Annotated in this window: 14 protein-coding genes, 1 tRNA gene and 2 pseudogenes; 11 read left to right on the forward strand and 6 right to left on the reverse strand. The window is 37.8% G+C overall.

The window, feature by feature from the left end; genetic code table 11:
• Positions 1-34 precede the first annotated feature (34 nt).
• The 3 genes and pseudogenes from J6L97_RS06335 to J6L97_RS06345 form a co-directional block, all read right to left on the reverse strand.
• A pseudogene (locus tag J6L97_RS06335) lies at positions 35-654 on the reverse strand (transposase family protein).
• Positions 655-696: 42 nt separating this feature from the next.
• Positions 697-1,554 carry an IS982 family transposase gene (locus tag J6L97_RS06340; protein WP_118992340.1) on the reverse strand — a complete coding sequence of 286 codons (858 nt, stop codon included), beginning with the start codon at positions 1,552-1,554 and terminating at the stop codon, positions 697-699.
• A gap of 146 nt (positions 1,555-1,700) precedes the next feature.
• Positions 1,701-2,740 (reverse strand): annotated as a pseudogene (locus J6L97_RS06345) (YeiH family protein).
• Positions 2,741-2,905: 165 nt separating this feature from the next.
• On the opposite strand from J6L97_RS06345, the gene J6L97_RS06350 reads away from it, so the two are divergent.
• The 3 genes from J6L97_RS06350 to J6L97_RS06360 all read left to right on the forward strand — a co-directional run bounded on the left by J6L97_RS06350 (position 2,906) and on the right by J6L97_RS06360 (position 4,778).
• Positions 2,906-2,994, forward strand: a tRNA-Ser gene (locus tag J6L97_RS06350).
• 127 nt (positions 2,995-3,121) lie between these two features.
• Positions 3,122-4,099 (forward strand): choloylglycine hydrolase, encoded by a 978-nt coding sequence (gene bsh, locus J6L97_RS06355; RefSeq protein ID WP_054833042.1) that lies wholly within the window; start codon positions 3,122-3,124, stop codon positions 4,097-4,099.
• A gap of 103 nt (positions 4,100-4,202) precedes the next feature.
• Positions 4,203-4,778, forward strand: a complete 576-nt coding sequence (locus tag J6L97_RS06360) for a phosphatase PAP2 family protein (RefSeq protein ID WP_057727039.1) — start codon at positions 4,203-4,205, stop codon at positions 4,776-4,778.
• A 39-nt stretch (positions 4,779-4,817) separates the two neighbouring features.
• Here J6L97_RS06360 and J6L97_RS06365 read toward each other — a convergent pair whose 3' ends face one another.
• Positions 4,818-5,651, reverse strand: a complete 834-nt coding sequence (locus J6L97_RS06365) for a DegV family protein (RefSeq protein ID WP_054833041.1) — start codon at positions 5,649-5,651, stop codon at positions 4,818-4,820.
• Between the two features lie 214 nt (positions 5,652-5,865).
• Here J6L97_RS06365 and eno point away from each other — a divergent pair, with 214 nt between their 5' ends.
• On the forward strand, positions 5,866-7,152 hold the full coding sequence (eno, locus tag J6L97_RS06370) for a phosphopyruvate hydratase (protein ID WP_005718938.1): 1,287 nt from the start codon (positions 5,866-5,868) through the stop codon (positions 7,150-7,152).
• A 79-nt stretch (positions 7,153-7,231) separates the two neighbouring features.
• On the opposite strand, the gene J6L97_RS06375 is transcribed toward eno, so the two are convergent.
• Complete coding sequence (locus J6L97_RS06375; protein WP_057727040.1) at positions 7,232-7,879, reverse strand: DUF4767 domain-containing protein; 648 nt, start codon at positions 7,877-7,879, stop codon at positions 7,232-7,234.
• Between the two features lie 189 nt (positions 7,880-8,068).
• On the opposite strand from J6L97_RS06375, the gene J6L97_RS06380 reads away from it, so the two are divergent.
• Positions 8,069-9,247, forward strand: coding sequence for an IS256 family transposase (locus J6L97_RS06380; RefSeq protein ID WP_005728142.1), 1,179 nt, complete (start codon positions 8,069-8,071; stop codon positions 9,245-9,247).
• Between the two features lie 118 nt (positions 9,248-9,365).
• On the opposite strand, the gene J6L97_RS06385 is transcribed toward J6L97_RS06380, so the two are convergent.
• Positions 9,366-9,854 (reverse strand): nitroreductase family protein, encoded by a 489-nt coding sequence (locus J6L97_RS06385; RefSeq protein WP_005722836.1) that lies wholly within the window; start codon positions 9,852-9,854, stop codon positions 9,366-9,368.
• Positions 9,855-9,972: 118 nt separating this feature from the next.
• Between J6L97_RS06385 and J6L97_RS06390 the strand changes: the two genes are divergently transcribed.
• The 6 genes from J6L97_RS06390 (at position 9,973) to J6L97_RS06415 (ending at position 16,398) form a co-directional block, all read left to right on the forward strand.
• Positions 9,973-10,833: an ROK family protein gene (locus J6L97_RS06390; RefSeq protein WP_013086204.1), complete on the forward strand. Its 861-nt coding sequence runs from the start codon at positions 9,973-9,975 to the stop codon at positions 10,831-10,833.
• A gap of 171 nt (positions 10,834-11,004) precedes the next feature.
• Positions 11,005-12,387, forward strand: coding sequence for a glycoside hydrolase family 1 protein (locus J6L97_RS06395; RefSeq protein ID WP_013437704.1), 1,383 nt, complete (start codon positions 11,005-11,007; stop codon positions 12,385-12,387).
• Entirely contained in the window at positions 12,387-13,802 is a 1,416-nt protein-coding gene (locus tag J6L97_RS06400; RefSeq protein WP_057726969.1) for a PTS sugar transporter subunit IIC, read from the forward strand. The genes J6L97_RS06395 and J6L97_RS06400 overlap by 1 nt, the downstream gene beginning before the upstream one ends.
• An 18-nt stretch (positions 13,803-13,820) precedes the next feature.
• Positions 13,821-14,063, forward strand: coding sequence for a hypothetical protein (locus J6L97_RS06405; RefSeq protein ID WP_013437702.1), 243 nt, complete (start codon positions 13,821-13,823; stop codon positions 14,061-14,063).
• Positions 14,064-14,184: 121 nt separating this feature from the next.
• Positions 14,185-14,907, forward strand: coding sequence for a GntR family transcriptional regulator (locus tag J6L97_RS06410; RefSeq protein ID WP_057726970.1), 723 nt, complete (start codon positions 14,185-14,187; stop codon positions 14,905-14,907).
• Between the two features lie 9 nt (positions 14,908-14,916).
• Positions 14,917-16,398 carry a glycoside hydrolase family 1 protein gene (locus J6L97_RS06415; protein WP_057726971.1) on the forward strand — a complete coding sequence of 494 codons (1,482 nt, stop codon included), beginning with the start codon at positions 14,917-14,919 and terminating at the stop codon, positions 16,396-16,398.
• Positions 16,399-16,407 lie beyond the last annotated feature (9 nt).

Raw genomic sequence — 16,407 nt, forward strand, 5'->3', positions numbered from 1 at the left:
TTACCAGATCAAGCCTATTACTATACGCGTGGTGCTAGTTAAATCGTTCTAGACAATATGCCATATTATAAGCTAAAATAGCTATTTCTAGCCGCTGTTGAAAGCCTACTGGACTTCTTGCTCGATTATTCTCAGCGTTGTAATAACTAAGCAAAGAAAAGTCGCTTTCAATGCTTCTTCTAATTGCCATCATCGCTTACTATTGCGTGGACCTTGAAGCCATAATAATAGACTTTCTCGGTTGCTTTATAACCAATATCAGCTACGCCCCGAAAGATCTTGACACGATAATTGCGAACAGGCTGGGAAACTATCAATAATCAAAAATTCTCCAGCTGTCTTTACTTCTTGATTCCAAGCCTGACGGATACAACGAATTAGAGGCAAGAGCATTCGAGCTCGACGGTTAAAGCGAGAATGAGATAAGCCAACGAAGAATTTACAGAATCTTCGTTGAGATTCAATTCCAATTTCAGTTTGCCAAATGAGCATCGCTAAGATAGAACTATCAGGAAGCTTGGTCTGATCAACATTTTTACGATGTTTAAGTCCATCAGGCGCATAAAGCTTATACAGCGAGCGACAAATCACATTTAACCGATTAAAACTAACTTGTAAATGGTGAGAAAAACGCTTAAGCTTGAGATAGTTCAATTAGATCAGACTCTTTTCTATTTAAATTACTTACGCGTGGTGCTAGTTAAATCTTTCTAGACAATAAGCCAAATTATAAGCTAAAATTGCAATTTCCAACCGGCTTTGAAAGCCTATCAGACTACGTGCTCGATTGTTCTCGGCATTGTAATAGGTCAGAAGCGAAAAGTCGCTTTCAATTGTTCTGCGAATAGCCATCAATTGATGATCATTGTGCTTTTTAGCTCCTGTCATATTTTTACGATATGGTGTCCAAAGTTCATAACCCATTTGTTTTAGCTGTTGATGCAGTTCTTTGCCTAAATAGCCTTCGTCGCCAAGAAGATAGTAATTAGATGGATGTGCATTTTCCATCAGTTCAACTGTCTCCTTGGCATCATGAACTGATGCTTTTGTTACGACATAATCAAGAATGTAACCGTCATCGCTAACAATGGCATGAACTTTGAAACCATAGAAGTAAATTTTCTTGGTGGCCTTATAACCAATGTTGGCATAACCGCGAAAAATTTTAGCACGATAGTTGCGAATTGGTTGGCAAACAGGTACCGGAAAGCTGTCAATGATCAAGAAATGTCCATTCAGGTCAACCTTTTTATTCATTTCTTGCCGTATCTGATAAATCAATTGCAATAGCTGACGTGAACGCCGATTAAAACGTGAGTGTGATAAACAATTGAAACATTCACAGAATCTTCTTTGTGATTCAATTCCTGTCTTAGCTTGCCAGATAAGTAAAGCCAAAATCAGACTGTCCGTAGTTTTAATTTGATCAATATTTCGCCGATGAGTAAACTCAGCCGGTGCATACAAACGATACCAGTGCCGACAAATTATCACTAAATCTTTAAAACTAACTTGTAAATGGTGGCTAAAACGCTTAAGCTTAAGGCAGTTCAATCAGATCAGACTCTTTTCTATTATTACTATTTACAAGTCGAGTCTAACAAGATTGGACTTTTTTATTAACTAAAACGATTTAACTAGCACCACGCGTGTTTTATGTAATAAAAAATGTGCCCGAACAAGCACATTTTTAAGTAAGTTTAAAAGAAAATTTTACTCATAATAATCATGAATACCAACAAACAAGTTGAGCTAACTGCGGCAGCCCCAAAGACTGAACCGCCACGCTTAAAGATTACCTTGAAGTTAACGGAAATTCCCAATGCAGCCATTGCCATCCCTAAAAAGACATATGCTGCTTGCACTAAGAAGTCTAAAGTCCGCGCAGACATTGGTAAAAATGTACCAATAATACTAGTTAAGATAAATCCACCCAAGAACCAAGGAATTGGTAATTTCTTCGGTGCTCTAGTATGTTCTGCTTCACTTTCCGTAACCAAACGCTTTTGGTACCAATAGCCCACAATTAAAGCAACCGGTGCTAAAAGTAATACACGAGATAACTTCATAATTAGAGCGCTATCCAAACTGACTTCACCAAAAGCACTTCCCGCTGCAACCGCATGAGCAATTTCGTGTAAAGATCCACCCGCTACTACTCCATATTGTGTATCAGTTAAGCCAAGAAACGGTTTGAGCACGATTTCAAGTAATGCGTTCCCATGACACAAACAACAGCCACCGCTAGAACTTCGTTTTCTCTTTTTCTTTCTTCATCGCTTGTCTCAATTTGTGGTGACACGCCCATAACGGCAGCTGCACCACAAACTCCACAACCACAAGCCGACAAAATAGCTAACTCATCTTCAGCACCAAACTTACGGCTAAGCCAATAAGTAAGCACAATTGTTCCACTAACTGCCAGCGCCGCAACCAGTATAGTCTTAACACCTGCATCAGCCAACTTAGTCAAATTGAGTCTAAATCCTAACAAGATAATCCCTAATCTTAAAAACTTGTTGGAAATAAAACCCATGCCAGCTTTCGCTTCAGCTTGTACGCTCTGAGGCGTTATTTGCAATGCAATCCCTAATAACAATGCAATTACCAATGTCCCGATTAAGTTTACGTATGGCAATTTAGCCAAGAAAATTCCTGCTACAGAACAAAATAAGGTCATCGCCGTAGCTAACCAGAATGATTTAGTTTTAATTATGTTTGTCAACAAAAATCCCTCCATATGTGATCTGTTTAATTTGACAAACACAACTCCCTTTATGATGATAGTAATAAGTATACTATTATTTTCTATTTGTGACAAGGTAAATTGTTAATAAATTCACATTAACTAAAAATAAAATATTTTGGCATTATTTAGTTAAGTAGGTTATAATACTTTTGTTACGGAGTGTTGGCAGAGTGGTAATGCACCGGACTCGAAATCCGGCGAACCAAGTTTTCCTTGGCGCGCAGGTTCAAATCCTGTACACTCCTTTTGTCAATATGTGGAAAAGACCAAGTGCAGTGCTTGGTCTTTTTTATCTTAGTCATTTTTTAATATTTAAATGCTATACTTGCTAATAGCACATTATTTGAAGATATAGAAAAGAGATTATATATTATGTGTACTTCAATTATTTTCAGTCCACAAGATCACTATTTTGGACGTAACCTCGATCTTGAGATTACTTTCGGCCAACAAGTTGTAGTTACCCCACGCAATTATGCTTTCAACTTCCGCAAGATGCCTGAAATGAAGCATCATTATGCTATGGTTGGTATTGCACTTGATGCTGGTAATTATCCGCTCTACTTTGACGCAGCTAATGAAAAAGGTTTAGGCATGGCAGGACTTAACTACCCTGACAATGCTACCTACTATGATGAAGTTGCCAATAAAGACAACATTGCTTCATTTGAATTTATTCCCTGGATTCTGGGTCAATGCGCAACTGTAGCGGATGCTAAGGTATTACTTAAAAAGATCAACATTGTTAACCTTAATTTCTCTGACAAGATGCAGGCATCCCCACTTCATTGGTTAATTGCCGATAAGACAGGTGTTTCAATTGTCGTTGAAACCGATAAAGATGGAATGCACGTTTATGATAATCCTGTCGGTTGCCTGACTAACAATCCTCAGTTTTCATGTCAATTATTTAATTTAAATAATTATGCTGATGTTTCACCTGCAATGCCTAAGAACAACTTTTCAAAAGAGGTCAATATGAATGGCTACAGCCGTGGGCTTGGTTCACGCAATTTGCCAGGTGGGATGGATTCAGAATCGCGCTTTGTTCGTGTAGCTTTTAACAAGTTCAACGCTCCTGTTGGTAAAAGTGAGGAAGAAAACGTAGACAATTACTTCCATATTTTGCATTCTGTTGAACAACAAAAGGGACTTGATCAAGTTGGCCCTAATTCATTTGAATACACTATTTACTCTGATGGTACCAACCTTGACAAAGGGATTTTCTATTACACTACTTATACTAATCAGCAAATTAATGTCGTTGACATAAACAAAGAAGACCTCGATGCTAAGGATTTAATCAAGTATGATATGTTAACTAAGCCAACATTTAATCACCAAAACTAAATAATTGAAAAATAATGTTAATTTTATTTAAAGATTAGCATTATTTTTGTTTTTCCGGTTAAAATAGATTGTACTTATATAGTAATTGGGGATTTTCTTATTAATGAATAATTATTTTGTACTGCTACTGTCTGCGGCAGTTTTGCTCTGGCTTATTTTTAATATCAAAAATTCACGTCGTTTCAATCTATTTGATCACTGGCTTCACCACCAATTGGTCAAACGTCATGATGACTACAGCTGGCAGGTTATCGCTTTTATTAATGATCCTAAACTAATGGTCGTTTGGGATGTATTATTAGCAGGTCTACTTTTAAACGAAGAACGAAATCTAACCGCTCTTTGGGTATTAGGAACTCTAGGATTTGCTGACATTTCTGGTATTATTCTAAAAAAACTTATTCGGCGCAAGCGACCATTATTACATTCCGATAAAGAAGATGGCTATAGCTTTCCCAGCGGTCATGTTTTAGGTGCCACAACCATGGGCTTAATCGTACTACAACTATTTGCCAAAGATCTTGGAGCCGGATTTGTTATTGCCGTAGTAGCTATTTGGGCAATGGTAATTTTCTCTCGTTTAAGTTTAAAGGCCCACTATCCTTCTGATGTTCTTGGTGCTACTAGTTTAGCAATCGTTTGTTTCAGTATTTCGCAGCAACTATTTTTAGCGATTTAAAAAGGATCACGTTCAGCACTTGAGCGTGATCCTTATTTTTTATTCATGAAAGCCTACCATAATGCCGCCTTCTTCAGCATAGAAACTACATAAACCATGCATTGGACGAATAGCAATTTGAGCTTCAGGGTATTCCTCCAATATTTTATTTTTAATTATTTCTGCATCTTTTTCATTTTCGCAATGATCGATTATCACTTTGCCACCGTGATAATTATCTTCCTTCATATACTTGATAATTTCACGGATGGCCTTTTTCATTCCACGAGCCTTAGTAAGTGGCTCAAGTTTTCCTTCTTTACTTGCTGTTCCGATCAAGTTGATTTTGAGCAAACCTGCGATTTTGGCTACAGCTGGTGAAACACGGCCGTTTAAAGATAAATTATGTAGTGATTGCAAAACAAAAAGCAAATGAGTCTGCATTCTAAACTTAGCAATTGCTTCTTCTAGATCTACAAAGCGCATTTCACCTTGCAGCATTTTCTCAATACCATGGACTATGATTGCTAGCTCAGGTCCTGCACTTCTTGAATCAACTACTATAATTTTACTCAAGGGATGTTTTTCCTCATACATTGCTTTTGCCTGAAGGGCTGAAGAAAAAGTGCCACTCATCCCGCTGGTCATTGTGACGATAATCGCTTTTTCTGTTCCTTCAAGTGCGTCAAGCCATGCTTGAATACTTGGACAAGTTGTTTTGCCTGCCACATTATTTTGGTTCATATTGGACAAAAATTCCTTCATATTCAAATCTTGATTATCAAGGTAGTCCTTACCACCAAAAGAAATTGTCAGAGGCACTACTTCCAAATTACGCGCCGGATCATTATTCATATTGGCACTTGAGTCAACAATTAATTTAATATTTTCCATTTTAGATTCCTTATTTTTTGTATTTATTTTAATACATATATTATAGTCCTTTGATATAGAGTTTTTTAGGCTGCTTTACTAATTTTTAAAATGTAAACCGCTTTCATATGTTTACACCGTCACAAAGTTAGGCTAAAATTTGAGATGTAAAGCGGAGCAAAAATTGTTCCGTATGGTATGAAAAACATACCATAATTTTTGAGGAGGTTTATTAATGCTCAAATCAGTTATTGAAAATGTACACGCACTTGAAATTTTCGACTCACGTGGTAACCCAACTGTTGAAGTTCACGTTACTCTTTCAAACGGTGTCGTAGGTAAGGCTGAAGTTCCATCAGGTGCTTCAACTGGTGAAAACGAAGCTGTTGAATTACGTGACGGTGGTTCACGTCTTGGTGGTAAGGGTGTTTCAAAGGCTGTTAACAACGTTAACACTGAAATTAACGATGCTCTTAAGGGTATGGACCCATACAATCAACCAAAGATTGACAAGACCATGATTGACTTAGACGGTACTCCAAACAAGGGTCGTCTTGGTGCCAACGCTATCTTAGGTGTATCTATGGCTGTTGCAGTTGCAGCTGCTAACGATGCTCACCTTCCATTGTACAGATACCTTGGCGGTACTGATCTTGAAATGCCACAAACTTTCCACAACGTTATCAACGGTGGTGAACACGCTGACAACGGTATCGACATTCAAGAATTCATGATCACTCCAGTTGCTAAGACTTCATTCCGTGACGGTTTCGAAAAGATCGTTAACGTATACCACACCTTGAAGAAGGTTCTTGAAGACATGGGTTACGAAACTGGTTTAGGTGACGAAGGTGGTTTCGCTCCTAACATGAAGAACTCAGAAGAAGCTTTGAAGGCTCTTCACGAATCAATCATCAAGGCTGGTTACAAGCCAGGTGAAGATATCGCTATTGCATGTGACTGTGCTGCTTCATACTTCTACAACAAGGATGATCACAAGTACCACCTTGAAGGTAAGGTTCTTACTGATGAAGAATTAGCAGATTACTACGACAAGCTTTTGGACGAATTCCCAGAATTAATTTCTATGGAAGACCCATACGACGAAAACGATGTTGACGGTATGGTTAAGTTCACTAAGAGCCACAAGGACCGTATCCAAATCGTTCTTGACGACTTCATTTGTACTAACCCTGCACTTTTGACTAAGGCTATCAAGGAAGGTGCTGGTAACGCTTCACTTATCAAGTTGAACCAAATCGGTACTGTTACTGAAACCCTTGAAACTATCCGTCTTTCACGTAAGAACGGTTACAACACTATGATTTCTCACCGTTCAGGTGAAACTGGTGACACCTTCATCGCTGACTTAGCTGTTGCTGTTAACGGTGGTCAACTTAAGACCGGTGCTCCAGCTCGTTCAGAACGTGTTGAAAAGTACAACCGCTTACTTGAAATCGAAGAAGAACTTGGCGATGGTGAACGTCTTGCCTTCTTCCCAGACGATGTTGATCACGATTAATTTCGAGTTAACCGAGTACAATTTCAAAAAAAGCATGAGAATTAATTTTCTCATGCTTTTTTGCTTACTCATTTAATCTTTATTTTACTAATTGACTAAAGATTTTATTCAGAGATGTATCTTTAACTACTTTAACTACAATTGGGTTGCCATTCCTAGACTGATCAAGCAAGATAACCGGCTTATCAGATTTAAGGCAGAATAAGTAAGTATTGTGCCAAGATTTAAAGTCATCATTAGCTATTGCCAGCACATTATAATCATATTTTGCCTTGCCCGTTGGACTGTAGCCTATCTTAATTGACTTTTTATTCAAAACAAACCGATTAGTTGCTAGCACTCCAGGATAAGTTGCACCCTTTTTGGTCTTTAAATTCTTTTTCCCATCATAAAACTGATAGGTCTGACCGGACTTTTTACCCCAGTTATTGACTGCAGTCTTTAACTTGGCTGTCTTAGCTGTATTCCAAATTACAACAGCCGACTTTTTAGTCTTATTTTTCTTATTCTCTTTGATTTTCTTTTTCGAGTCTTTTTTAGGCTTAATCTTCTTGGAACTTGAAGATTGTACCTTGGCAGATTTAGCCTTTTTTACGTTTACTGTTTTCTTATTTTGTTTTACTTCACCAATCGTCACTGCATCTTTACCAAAATGTACTTGACTACAACCCGTCAAAGTCACAGCTAAAGTGACTGCAGCAATACCTACAAAAATTTTTCTATTCATAAATAGCTCCATTTGTTATTTCTTATGTCTATTATCACACAAAACCTCCCTCTTTAACGAGACTGTAAAATAGTTTGTGTAAGGATGAATGATTCCTTAAATTTATTTCTTTAAACATTAGAAAAAGGAGTTCCTTTCTCGTATGATTGGTTTGAACAAAAAAACACATACAGAAAGAAGAACTCCTTCATGAATGATTTTACCAAAGATTTTGCTCAAGCTCTATTCAATCCAGACAAAATAAATGATTTATTGCGCAAAGAGCTACAACAGGCTGTTAATAACTTGCTAGAAGCTGAGTTGACTGCCTTTCTAGGCTATGATCCCTATGCCAGAAATGGCTGGAATACTGGCAATTCTAGAAATGGTGCTTATTTCCGCAAGGTTGATACCCAGTTTGGACCAATTGAAGTGCAAGTGCCTCGAGACCGCAACGGTCAGTTTCATCAGCACACGCTGCCTGACTACAAGCAGCACTCTGATGTTTTGGAAAGCACGATTATCAAGCTATACTCCAAAGGCGTAACTACCAGAGAAATCGCTGACTTGATTGAGAAAATGTATGGCAGTCATTATAGTCCAGCTCAAGTATCAAATATTTCCAAGCAGATGCTCCCCAAGATTGAGGCTTATCACAAGCGCAAGCTAAGCGACAAGTTTTTCTGTGTCTATTTGGATGCGACATACCTTCCTTTGCGCCGAGAAACGTTTGAGCGTGAAGCAGTATATATTGCCATTGGCATTAAACCTAATGGACATAAGGAAGTCATTGACTACTGCATTGCTCCTAGTGAGAACATTGAAGTTTGGACAGAGATGCTTCAAAACATGAAGTCCAGAGGCTTGAAGCAAGTTGAGCTTTTTCTTTCTGATGGTGTTGTTGGCATGAAAACAGCCTTGGCCAGGACTTATCCTAAAGCTCATTTTCAACGCTGCCTGGTTCATGTCATGCGCAATATCTGCGCTAAAGTACGCGTCGACGATCGTGAAAAGATCATGAACGAATTCAAGCAGATACATCAACAGACAAGCAAAAAAGAAGCTGCAGCTGTCTTGCACAAATTCTATGCCAAATGGAATAAAGCTTATAGCCATGTCATCAAAGGTTTGAAGGAAATTGAGCCCGATCTGCTAGTCTTCTACAATTATCCCAAACAAATCAGAGCTTCAATTTATTCAACCAATATGATTGAATCCTTTAACAACGTCATCAAGCGTAAAGCTAAGCCTAAGGCAGAATTTCCAACTGAACAGTCGCTTGATGCATTTATTGGCATCCAGGCAATGAGCTACAATGACCGTTATTTCAATCGAATTCATAAAGGCTTTGGTCAGGTTCAGGACACCTTAGAATCCTACTTTGATTAAATAAATAATTAAAAAATCAATTTACGAGAAAGATCTATTTACACAAAAGATTTGACAGTTTCTCTTTAACCGCTGTTTAAACAAAAAAAGAGCTAATTTTCACATTAGCTCTTTTTAATTAATAAATTGTAACTTGATAACGATTTGAACGATCCGTTGCTTCCGGTTTTTCTCCAATCTTGCCAACCGGCACGATGACACTCGTCTGAAAGGCAGGATCAATCCCCAGCTCCTTCTGCAATTCGCTGTCATCATTTAATCTAGCTGCGCCGCCCATTACATAAACTGAGCCAAGACCTAAGTCTGTCGCCTCAAGCATAATGTTCTCTGCACCACAGGATGCATCCCGCTCGCCAAACATGCTGTCTTTTTTAGTATTAATTATAAATAATACTGGGGCATGATAACACGCATTATCGGTCTTCGTCTCAATCTTGTCGCGCAATGCTTCATCTTTAACAACCACCAAGCTCATTACATCTGTCTGATGCATTCCACAAGGAGTCGTTTGAAAAGCAGCAATTAGACTCTTAATCTCATCGTCTGAAATAGATTCACTGCTAAAGTTTCTAACAGCTCTCCGATTTGTAAAAATTGAATTAACCATATATGCCTCCGTTTTTACTTTACATGCCTATTTTAGCATGCAATCTTTTATTGACAACGCTTTCATAAATATTTATGATATTCTTAAAAAGTATAGATTTTTATGAGGTGAATAAATAATGGATTTAGCAGCAATTGATATTGGCGGTACAACAATCAAAATCGCAACTTGGAAAGACGGTAAATTACAGGATAAACATGCCGTTAATACGCCAAAGGATTTAAATATTTTTTACGATATTTTGACTGCAGAAGTTAATAAAATTAAACAAAATACCAAAATAAAAGGTGTGGCAATCTCTTCACCAGGTGCAGTTGACCAAAAAAATGGCATTATTGGTGGTTCTTCTGCCCTTCCATACATCCATAACTTTAAAATCGTTGACGAATTAAAAAAGCGTTTTGAATTACCTGTTTCTATAGAAAATGATGCCAACTCCGCTGCGTTAGGCGAATTAGCAGAAGGTGCTGGCAAAGGTAGTGACAGCATGGCTTTCTTTGTTATTGGTACAGGTATTGGTGGTGCCATCATTATTAATCAAAAAGTCTGGCATGGCGCTCACCTATTTGGTGGTGAATTCGGTTACATGAGCATTGGTACAAAATCTGTTAGTGATCTGGCATCCCCAGTGGCAATGGCTAACCGCTATAACGAAAGAACTGGTAAAAAACTTGATGGTAAAACAGTCTTCGCTTTAGCAGACGAAGATGATCCAGTAGCCAGCGATGAGCGTCAAACCTTAATTCATTCCCTAGCCTTAGCAATTTACAACGTTCAGCAAAGTTTTGACCCTGACAAAATTGTAATTGGCGGTGGCATTTCTAATAATCCAGAATTAATTCCGTTATTGAATCGCGAAATTGACTATATTCGCAAACAAGTCAATCCAGCAAGTATTAAACCTGAAATTGTGCTTTGCAGTTTGAAGAGTAATGCAAACTTACGTGGCGCAGTTGCAGATTTTGAACAAGCACATTAAATTTTGATAATTATTTAATTCCGTTAAAAGCCCGCTGTGATGGGCTTTTTGTTTTGTATTTATAAAAAGTATATATTTTTTATATAAAAAGATATTTATTTTTGCATGAATTATGCTATACTTATTTGTGTAAAAAAATGAAAGCCCTTACATAGGAGAGAGAGGATCTAGATGACTGAAAAGCGCAAATTGCCATCCACATTCCTTTGGGGCAACTCAGTTTCCAGTATGCAAACTGAAGGTGCATGGAATGAAGATGGCAAGGGTCTTTCAGTCTATGATGTCCGACCTGCTACTGACAATACTAGTGACTGGCATGTAGCAATTGATGAATATCATAGATATGACGAAGACCTCGACTTACTGAAGGACATGAACATGAACATGTATCGTATTCAAATTTCATGGTCTCGTGTTTGTCCTGATGGAGACGGCGACTTCAATCAAAAAGGTATTGACTTCTATGATCGATTAGTTAATGCAATGCTTAAACGTGGCATTCAACCAATGATCTGTCTTTACCACTTTGATATGCCGCTTAATTTAGCCAAAAAGTACAACGGTTTTATGTCACGGCACGTAGTTGACGCCTTTGTCCGTTTTGGTAAAAAAATGATCGATCATTTCAGTGATCGAGTGAAATATTGGATTGTCTTCAACGAGCATAATCTATATTTCCAAGATGAAGTTTTTAATATTTCAGGTTACGAATCTGGAGATAAAAGTTTGGATGATATGTACACTATCTTCCACCATACGATGATGTGTCATATTCAATTAGCAAATTACATCCACGAAAATCACTCAGACGTAAAAATTGGTGGAATGCTTGCTTACCAACAAATTTATCCAGCAACGAGTAAACCTGAAGACGTTTGGGCAGCAAAGCAAGTACAAGAGTTTTTAAACTTTAATATTTACGATGCTGACACCGGCTGCGGCTATTCACCAGAAGTAATGCAATATGTCAAAAATCATGGCATTCAAATGGACATTACAGATGAAGATAAAGAAATTATGAAGAAAGCTAAAGCTGATTTCCTAGCATTTTCTTACTATTCATCCTGGGTTTTATCTAGCGATAAAATTCCTGATGGTGAAGCTCCTAACCATTACCTTAACAAGGGCGGAGTTGAGTCCAAATATGTTAAGACAAACGATTGGGGCTGGGCAATTGATCCACTAGGATTTAGGAATGCAATTACTACAATGTACAACTACTACCGTATTCCTATTTTCCCTATTGAAAATGGTATCGGCCTCAAGGAAACTTGGGACGGTGAGCATATGATTGAAGATGATGAGCGTATTGCTTATCACCGCGACCATATCAAAGCAATGAAAGATGCTATTTTTGATGACGGCGCCAAGGTGCTTGGTTATCTTGGCTGGGGATTAATTGATATTCCAAGTTCTCATGCTGATATGGAAAAACGCTACGGTGCTGTTTACGTCAACAGATCAAACCACGATTTAAAAGATTTAAAACGTGTGCCTAAGAAATCATTCTATTGGTTTCAAAAGGTACTTAAAGATAATGGAGATGAATTATAATGACTGATCAAAAACAATCTGGGTTCAGTAATTTTGTGAACAGCAAAATTCTGCCACCCATTATGAAATTTGTTAATACTAAAGCTATTGTTGCTTTACAGAATGGTATGATCTATACTTTGCCATTCATTATTGTTGGTTCTATTTTCTTAATTTTATCCAACATCCCTATTCCAGCAGTGGCTAATGCAATTAATGCTTCTGGTTGGGGGGCAATTTTCAATCAAGCCTACACCACAACTTTTAACGTTATGGCACTTTGGGGCTCAATTGGTATTGCTTATATTTATGTTAAAAATGAAGGCTATGAACCATTAGCTGGTGGGCTTACTGCATGTGCTTCCTTCTTAATGCTCCAAACTTTAGCAATCGACAGCCCATTAAAAGCCGCTTTAACTTCCGGTATCAATAACGGTCAAATGAGCGGCAAGGTGGTTGCTGAAAATATTGATAAGTTACCTCATGCTTTACAAACATTTTTGGAAGCTCCTGTAACTGGTGTTATCAACATCAATTGGCTTGGTGGTGACGGTATGATCGCTGCCATTATCGTAGGTTTGATTGTTGGTTGGGCTTACTCAGCAATGATGAAAGCTGGTTGGACTATTAAGCTTCCTAAGCAAGTTCCACCTGCAGTATCTAACCAATTTACTGCTATGATTCCAGCTGGTGTAATCTTAATTGTTACTATGCTTATCTTCGGTGCATTTAATAACTTTGCACACACTGACTTCTTACAATGGGTATACAAAACCATTCAATCACCATTACAAGGTGTATCAGATTCATTTGGTGGTGCAGTTGTTATCGCTTTCTTAGTGCCATTCTTCTGGTTCTTCGGTGTTCACGGTGGTTTGATTGTTGGTTCCATTGCTGGTTCACTTCTTCAAGCAAACTCATTTGACAACGCTCAATTATACAGAGCCGGCAAATTAACTATTGCCAACGGTGCTCACGTTGTTACTAACGAATTCTACAACAACTTTATTAACTTAACCGGTTCTGGTATTACTATCGGTTTAGTTATCTTCATCTTAATTGCTGCTAAATCAGCACAAATGAAATCATTAGGTAAATTGGAATTAGTACCTGGTATCTTCAACATTAACGAACCATTCCTCTTCGGTATGCCTATCGTTATGAACCCATTCCTTGCAATTCCATTCTTCTTAACTCCAATTGTCGTAGCTATCTCTACTTACTGCGTAATCAGATTTGGTATTGTTCCACCATTAAATGGTATGGCTGCACCTTGGACTACGCCAGCTGTTATTTCCGGATTCCTAATCGGAGGTTGGAAGATGACCATTTGGCAAGCATGTACTCTAGTAATTTCTACTTTGATCTATTGGCCATTTGCTAAGAAGTATGACAATATCTTACTTAAACGTGAACAAGCAAACGAAACTAAATAATAAAAGAGGTATTTAAAATTGAATAATGAAGAAAAAATTGTAAATGAATTTGATCGTGACGGTCATCATTATAAAATTGGCGTCAAAGCCGATGGTCAAGTATCTGTATACTTAGATGATGAAACCAAAGCTCATCATGGATATCACTTCCCTGGTGTTATCCAAATCCCTAAAGGAATTGAAATCGATGGTCAAATGGTTTTACGACTCCCTATTGACTGTGATGATGCAATTGATCAAGGTATTAAAGATTTGAAATAATTCATAAAAAGAGACGTTGTTAGGCTATAAAAATAGTAAAATAATGTCTCTTTTTTACTAAAGTATAGACTTTGCTATATAATAAAAATATAAATCTAATATAGAAATAGAATGGAAAAACATGGCAAAGGCAAAATATCTAGAAGTAGCAAATGAATTAAGAAAAAGAATTAAACAAGGCATCTACAATAAGCAAGAGCCTCTTCCCGATCAAGAGACATTTGCTCAAGAATTTAATGTCAGTCGCTTAACTGTCAAAAAAGCATTTGATGGTCTTGAACGACAGGGTCTGGTTTATAAACAATCCGGACTTGGCACCTTTGTTACTGGAGAAATTCCAATTAAGGAAAAAGTTGATGCTCCAGCTAACGCATTCATTGGTTTAAGAAATCAAATGGGTAAAGATGCCATTAAGAGTCAAATTATTCATTTCTCTGTAGAGTTTCCTGATGAACAAATGCAAAGAAATCTTGAAATCAAAAAAACAGAACCGATTTATAATATTGTTCGTTTAAGACTTTATAATGATAAACCACTTACCCTTGAGCATACTTACATGCCGGTTAAATTAATTCCTGATCTTGATGAAAACATTTTGCATAAATCAATTTATGATTACATCCATAAGAATCTTAATTTAAAATTTGGACACGCTTATCGTAAGATTCGTGCTAATAAAGCAGACGAATATGATCAAAAATATTTAAATGCCAAAAAAGATGATCCTATTCTTGAATTAGAACAGATTATTTGGCTTACTAATGGTCAACCTGTCGAATATTCTGTCAGCAAGAATCGTTACGATACCCGTGATTATGTATTGTTAGATAATAATCGTTTTTAGAGGTAATATATGTCATTTACAAAAAATTTCACTTGGGGTGGCGCTACTGCAGCTAACCAATATGAAGGTGGTTATGATGAAGGCGGCAAGGGTTTAAATGCTGTTGACGTTTTAACTAATGGCTCAGCAACTGAACCGCGTAAGGTAACTTGGAAAAAGCCTAATGGTGAAACTGGAGCTACGCCTCTAGTTTGGGGGCAGGAATTTAGTCTACCTGAAGGTGCTGTTCCAACTATTTTAGACGGTTACTACTACCCTAGCCACCAAGGAACGGACTTTTATCACCACTATCAAGAAGATATTAAATTAATGGCCGACATGGGCTTTGATGTTTTCAGGCTATCAATGAACTGGTCCAGAATTTTGCCAAATGGTGATGACGAACAACCTAATGAAGACGGATTAGCCTTTTACGATAAAGTATTTGATGAATGTGCTAAGTATGGCATTGAACCACTGGTAACTTTATCCCACTATGAGACACCTCTTTCTTTAATTACCCGCTACGGTGGCTGGAAAGATCGCCATTTAATCGATGCTTTCGTTCACTACTCTGATATCGTGATGAAGCACTACAAAGGCAAAGTTAGATATTGGCTTACTTTTAACGAAATCAACGCCATGGACATGGCTCCTTATATGGGTGGCGGTTTAATCGATGGTAGCGAACAAAATCGTGCTCAAGGTGCTCACAATCAATTCGTAGCTAGCGCTAAGGTAGTTAAATTAGCCCATGAAATTGACCCCAACAACCGTGTTGGCCAAATGCTAGCTTATTCTGCCTACTACCCTTACACTTGTGATCCTGCTGATCAACTTAAAGTGATGGAAGCCAAGCAAGAGATGCTCTTCTACAGTGATGTTCAAACTGGCGGCCGCTACCCTAACTATCGTCTTAAGAAATATGAACGTGATGGGATTAAGCTTAATGATACACCAGAAGATTATGAATTAATCGCTAAATATCCAGCAGATTTCTTAAGTTTTTCTTGCTATACTTCAAACGTTTTAACCACTCATGAAGCTGATGCTAAAGCTAACGGTAATGTTTCTGCTGGTGGTGTAGTTAACCCATATCTTGAGAGTAATGCTTGGGGCTGGGCAACTGATCCAGATGTTTTACGAATCGGCCTAAATGAGCTCTGGGATCGTTACCACAAGCCTCTATGGGTAGTAGAAAATGGTTTAGGTTCTGCTGACACCCTTGAAAAAGATGGCTCAATTCATGACAACTATCGTATTGATTACTTACGAGACCAGATCAAATCAATGCGGGATGCTGTCACAATTGATGGTGTCGATTTGATGGGATACACTACCTGGTCAGCAATCGATCTTGTCTCAAATGGGACTGGTGAGATGAAGAAACGCTATGGTTTTGTCTATGTTGATCGTGATGACCGTGGCAATGGCTCACTCAAGCGTTATCCTAAAGATTCATTCTACTGGTATAAAAAAGTTATCACCTCAAATGGTGAGGATTTAGACTAAAACTTTTAT

It is taken from the genome of Lactobacillus crispatus (assembly GCF_018987235.1).
Lineage (GTDB): Bacteria > Bacillota > Bacilli > Lactobacillales > Lactobacillaceae > Lactobacillus > Lactobacillus crispatus.

Coding starts and splice junctions, on each gene's coding strand:
- J6L97_RS06415 (WP_057726971.1), top strand. CDS start 14,917: ATGTCATTTACAAAAAATTTCACTTGGGGTGGCGCTACTGCAGCTAAC.
- bsh (WP_054833042.1), top strand. CDS start 3,122: ATGTGTACTTCAATTATTTTCAGTCCACAAGATCACTATTTTGGACGT.
- J6L97_RS06400 (WP_057726969.1), top strand. CDS start 12,387: ATGACTGATCAAAAACAATCTGGGTTCAGTAATTTTGTGAACAGCAAA.
- J6L97_RS06390 (WP_013086204.1), top strand. CDS start 9,973: ATGGATTTAGCAGCAATTGATATTGGCGGTACAACAATCAAAATCGCA.
- J6L97_RS06365 (WP_054833041.1), bottom strand. CDS start 5,651: ATGGAAAATATTAAATTAATTGTTGACTCAAGTGCCAATATGAATAAT.
- J6L97_RS06395 (WP_013437704.1), top strand. CDS start 11,005: ATGACTGAAAAGCGCAAATTGCCATCCACATTCCTTTGGGGCAACTCA.
- J6L97_RS06410 (WP_057726970.1), top strand. CDS start 14,185: ATGGCAAAGGCAAAATATCTAGAAGTAGCAAATGAATTAAGAAAAAGA.
- J6L97_RS06360 (WP_057727039.1), top strand. CDS start 4,203: ATGAATAATTATTTTGTACTGCTACTGTCTGCGGCAGTTTTGCTCTGG.
- eno (WP_005718938.1), top strand. CDS start 5,866: ATGCTCAAATCAGTTATTGAAAATGTACACGCACTTGAAATTTTCGAC.
- J6L97_RS06385 (WP_005722836.1), bottom strand. CDS start 9,854: ATGGTTAATTCAATTTTTACAAATCGGAGAGCTGTTAGAAACTTTAGC.
- J6L97_RS06380 (WP_005728142.1), top strand. CDS start 8,069: ATGAATGATTTTACCAAAGATTTTGCTCAAGCTCTATTCAATCCAGAC.
- J6L97_RS06375 (WP_057727040.1), bottom strand. CDS start 7,879: ATGAATAGAAAAATTTTTGTAGGTATTGCTGCAGTCACTTTAGCTGTG.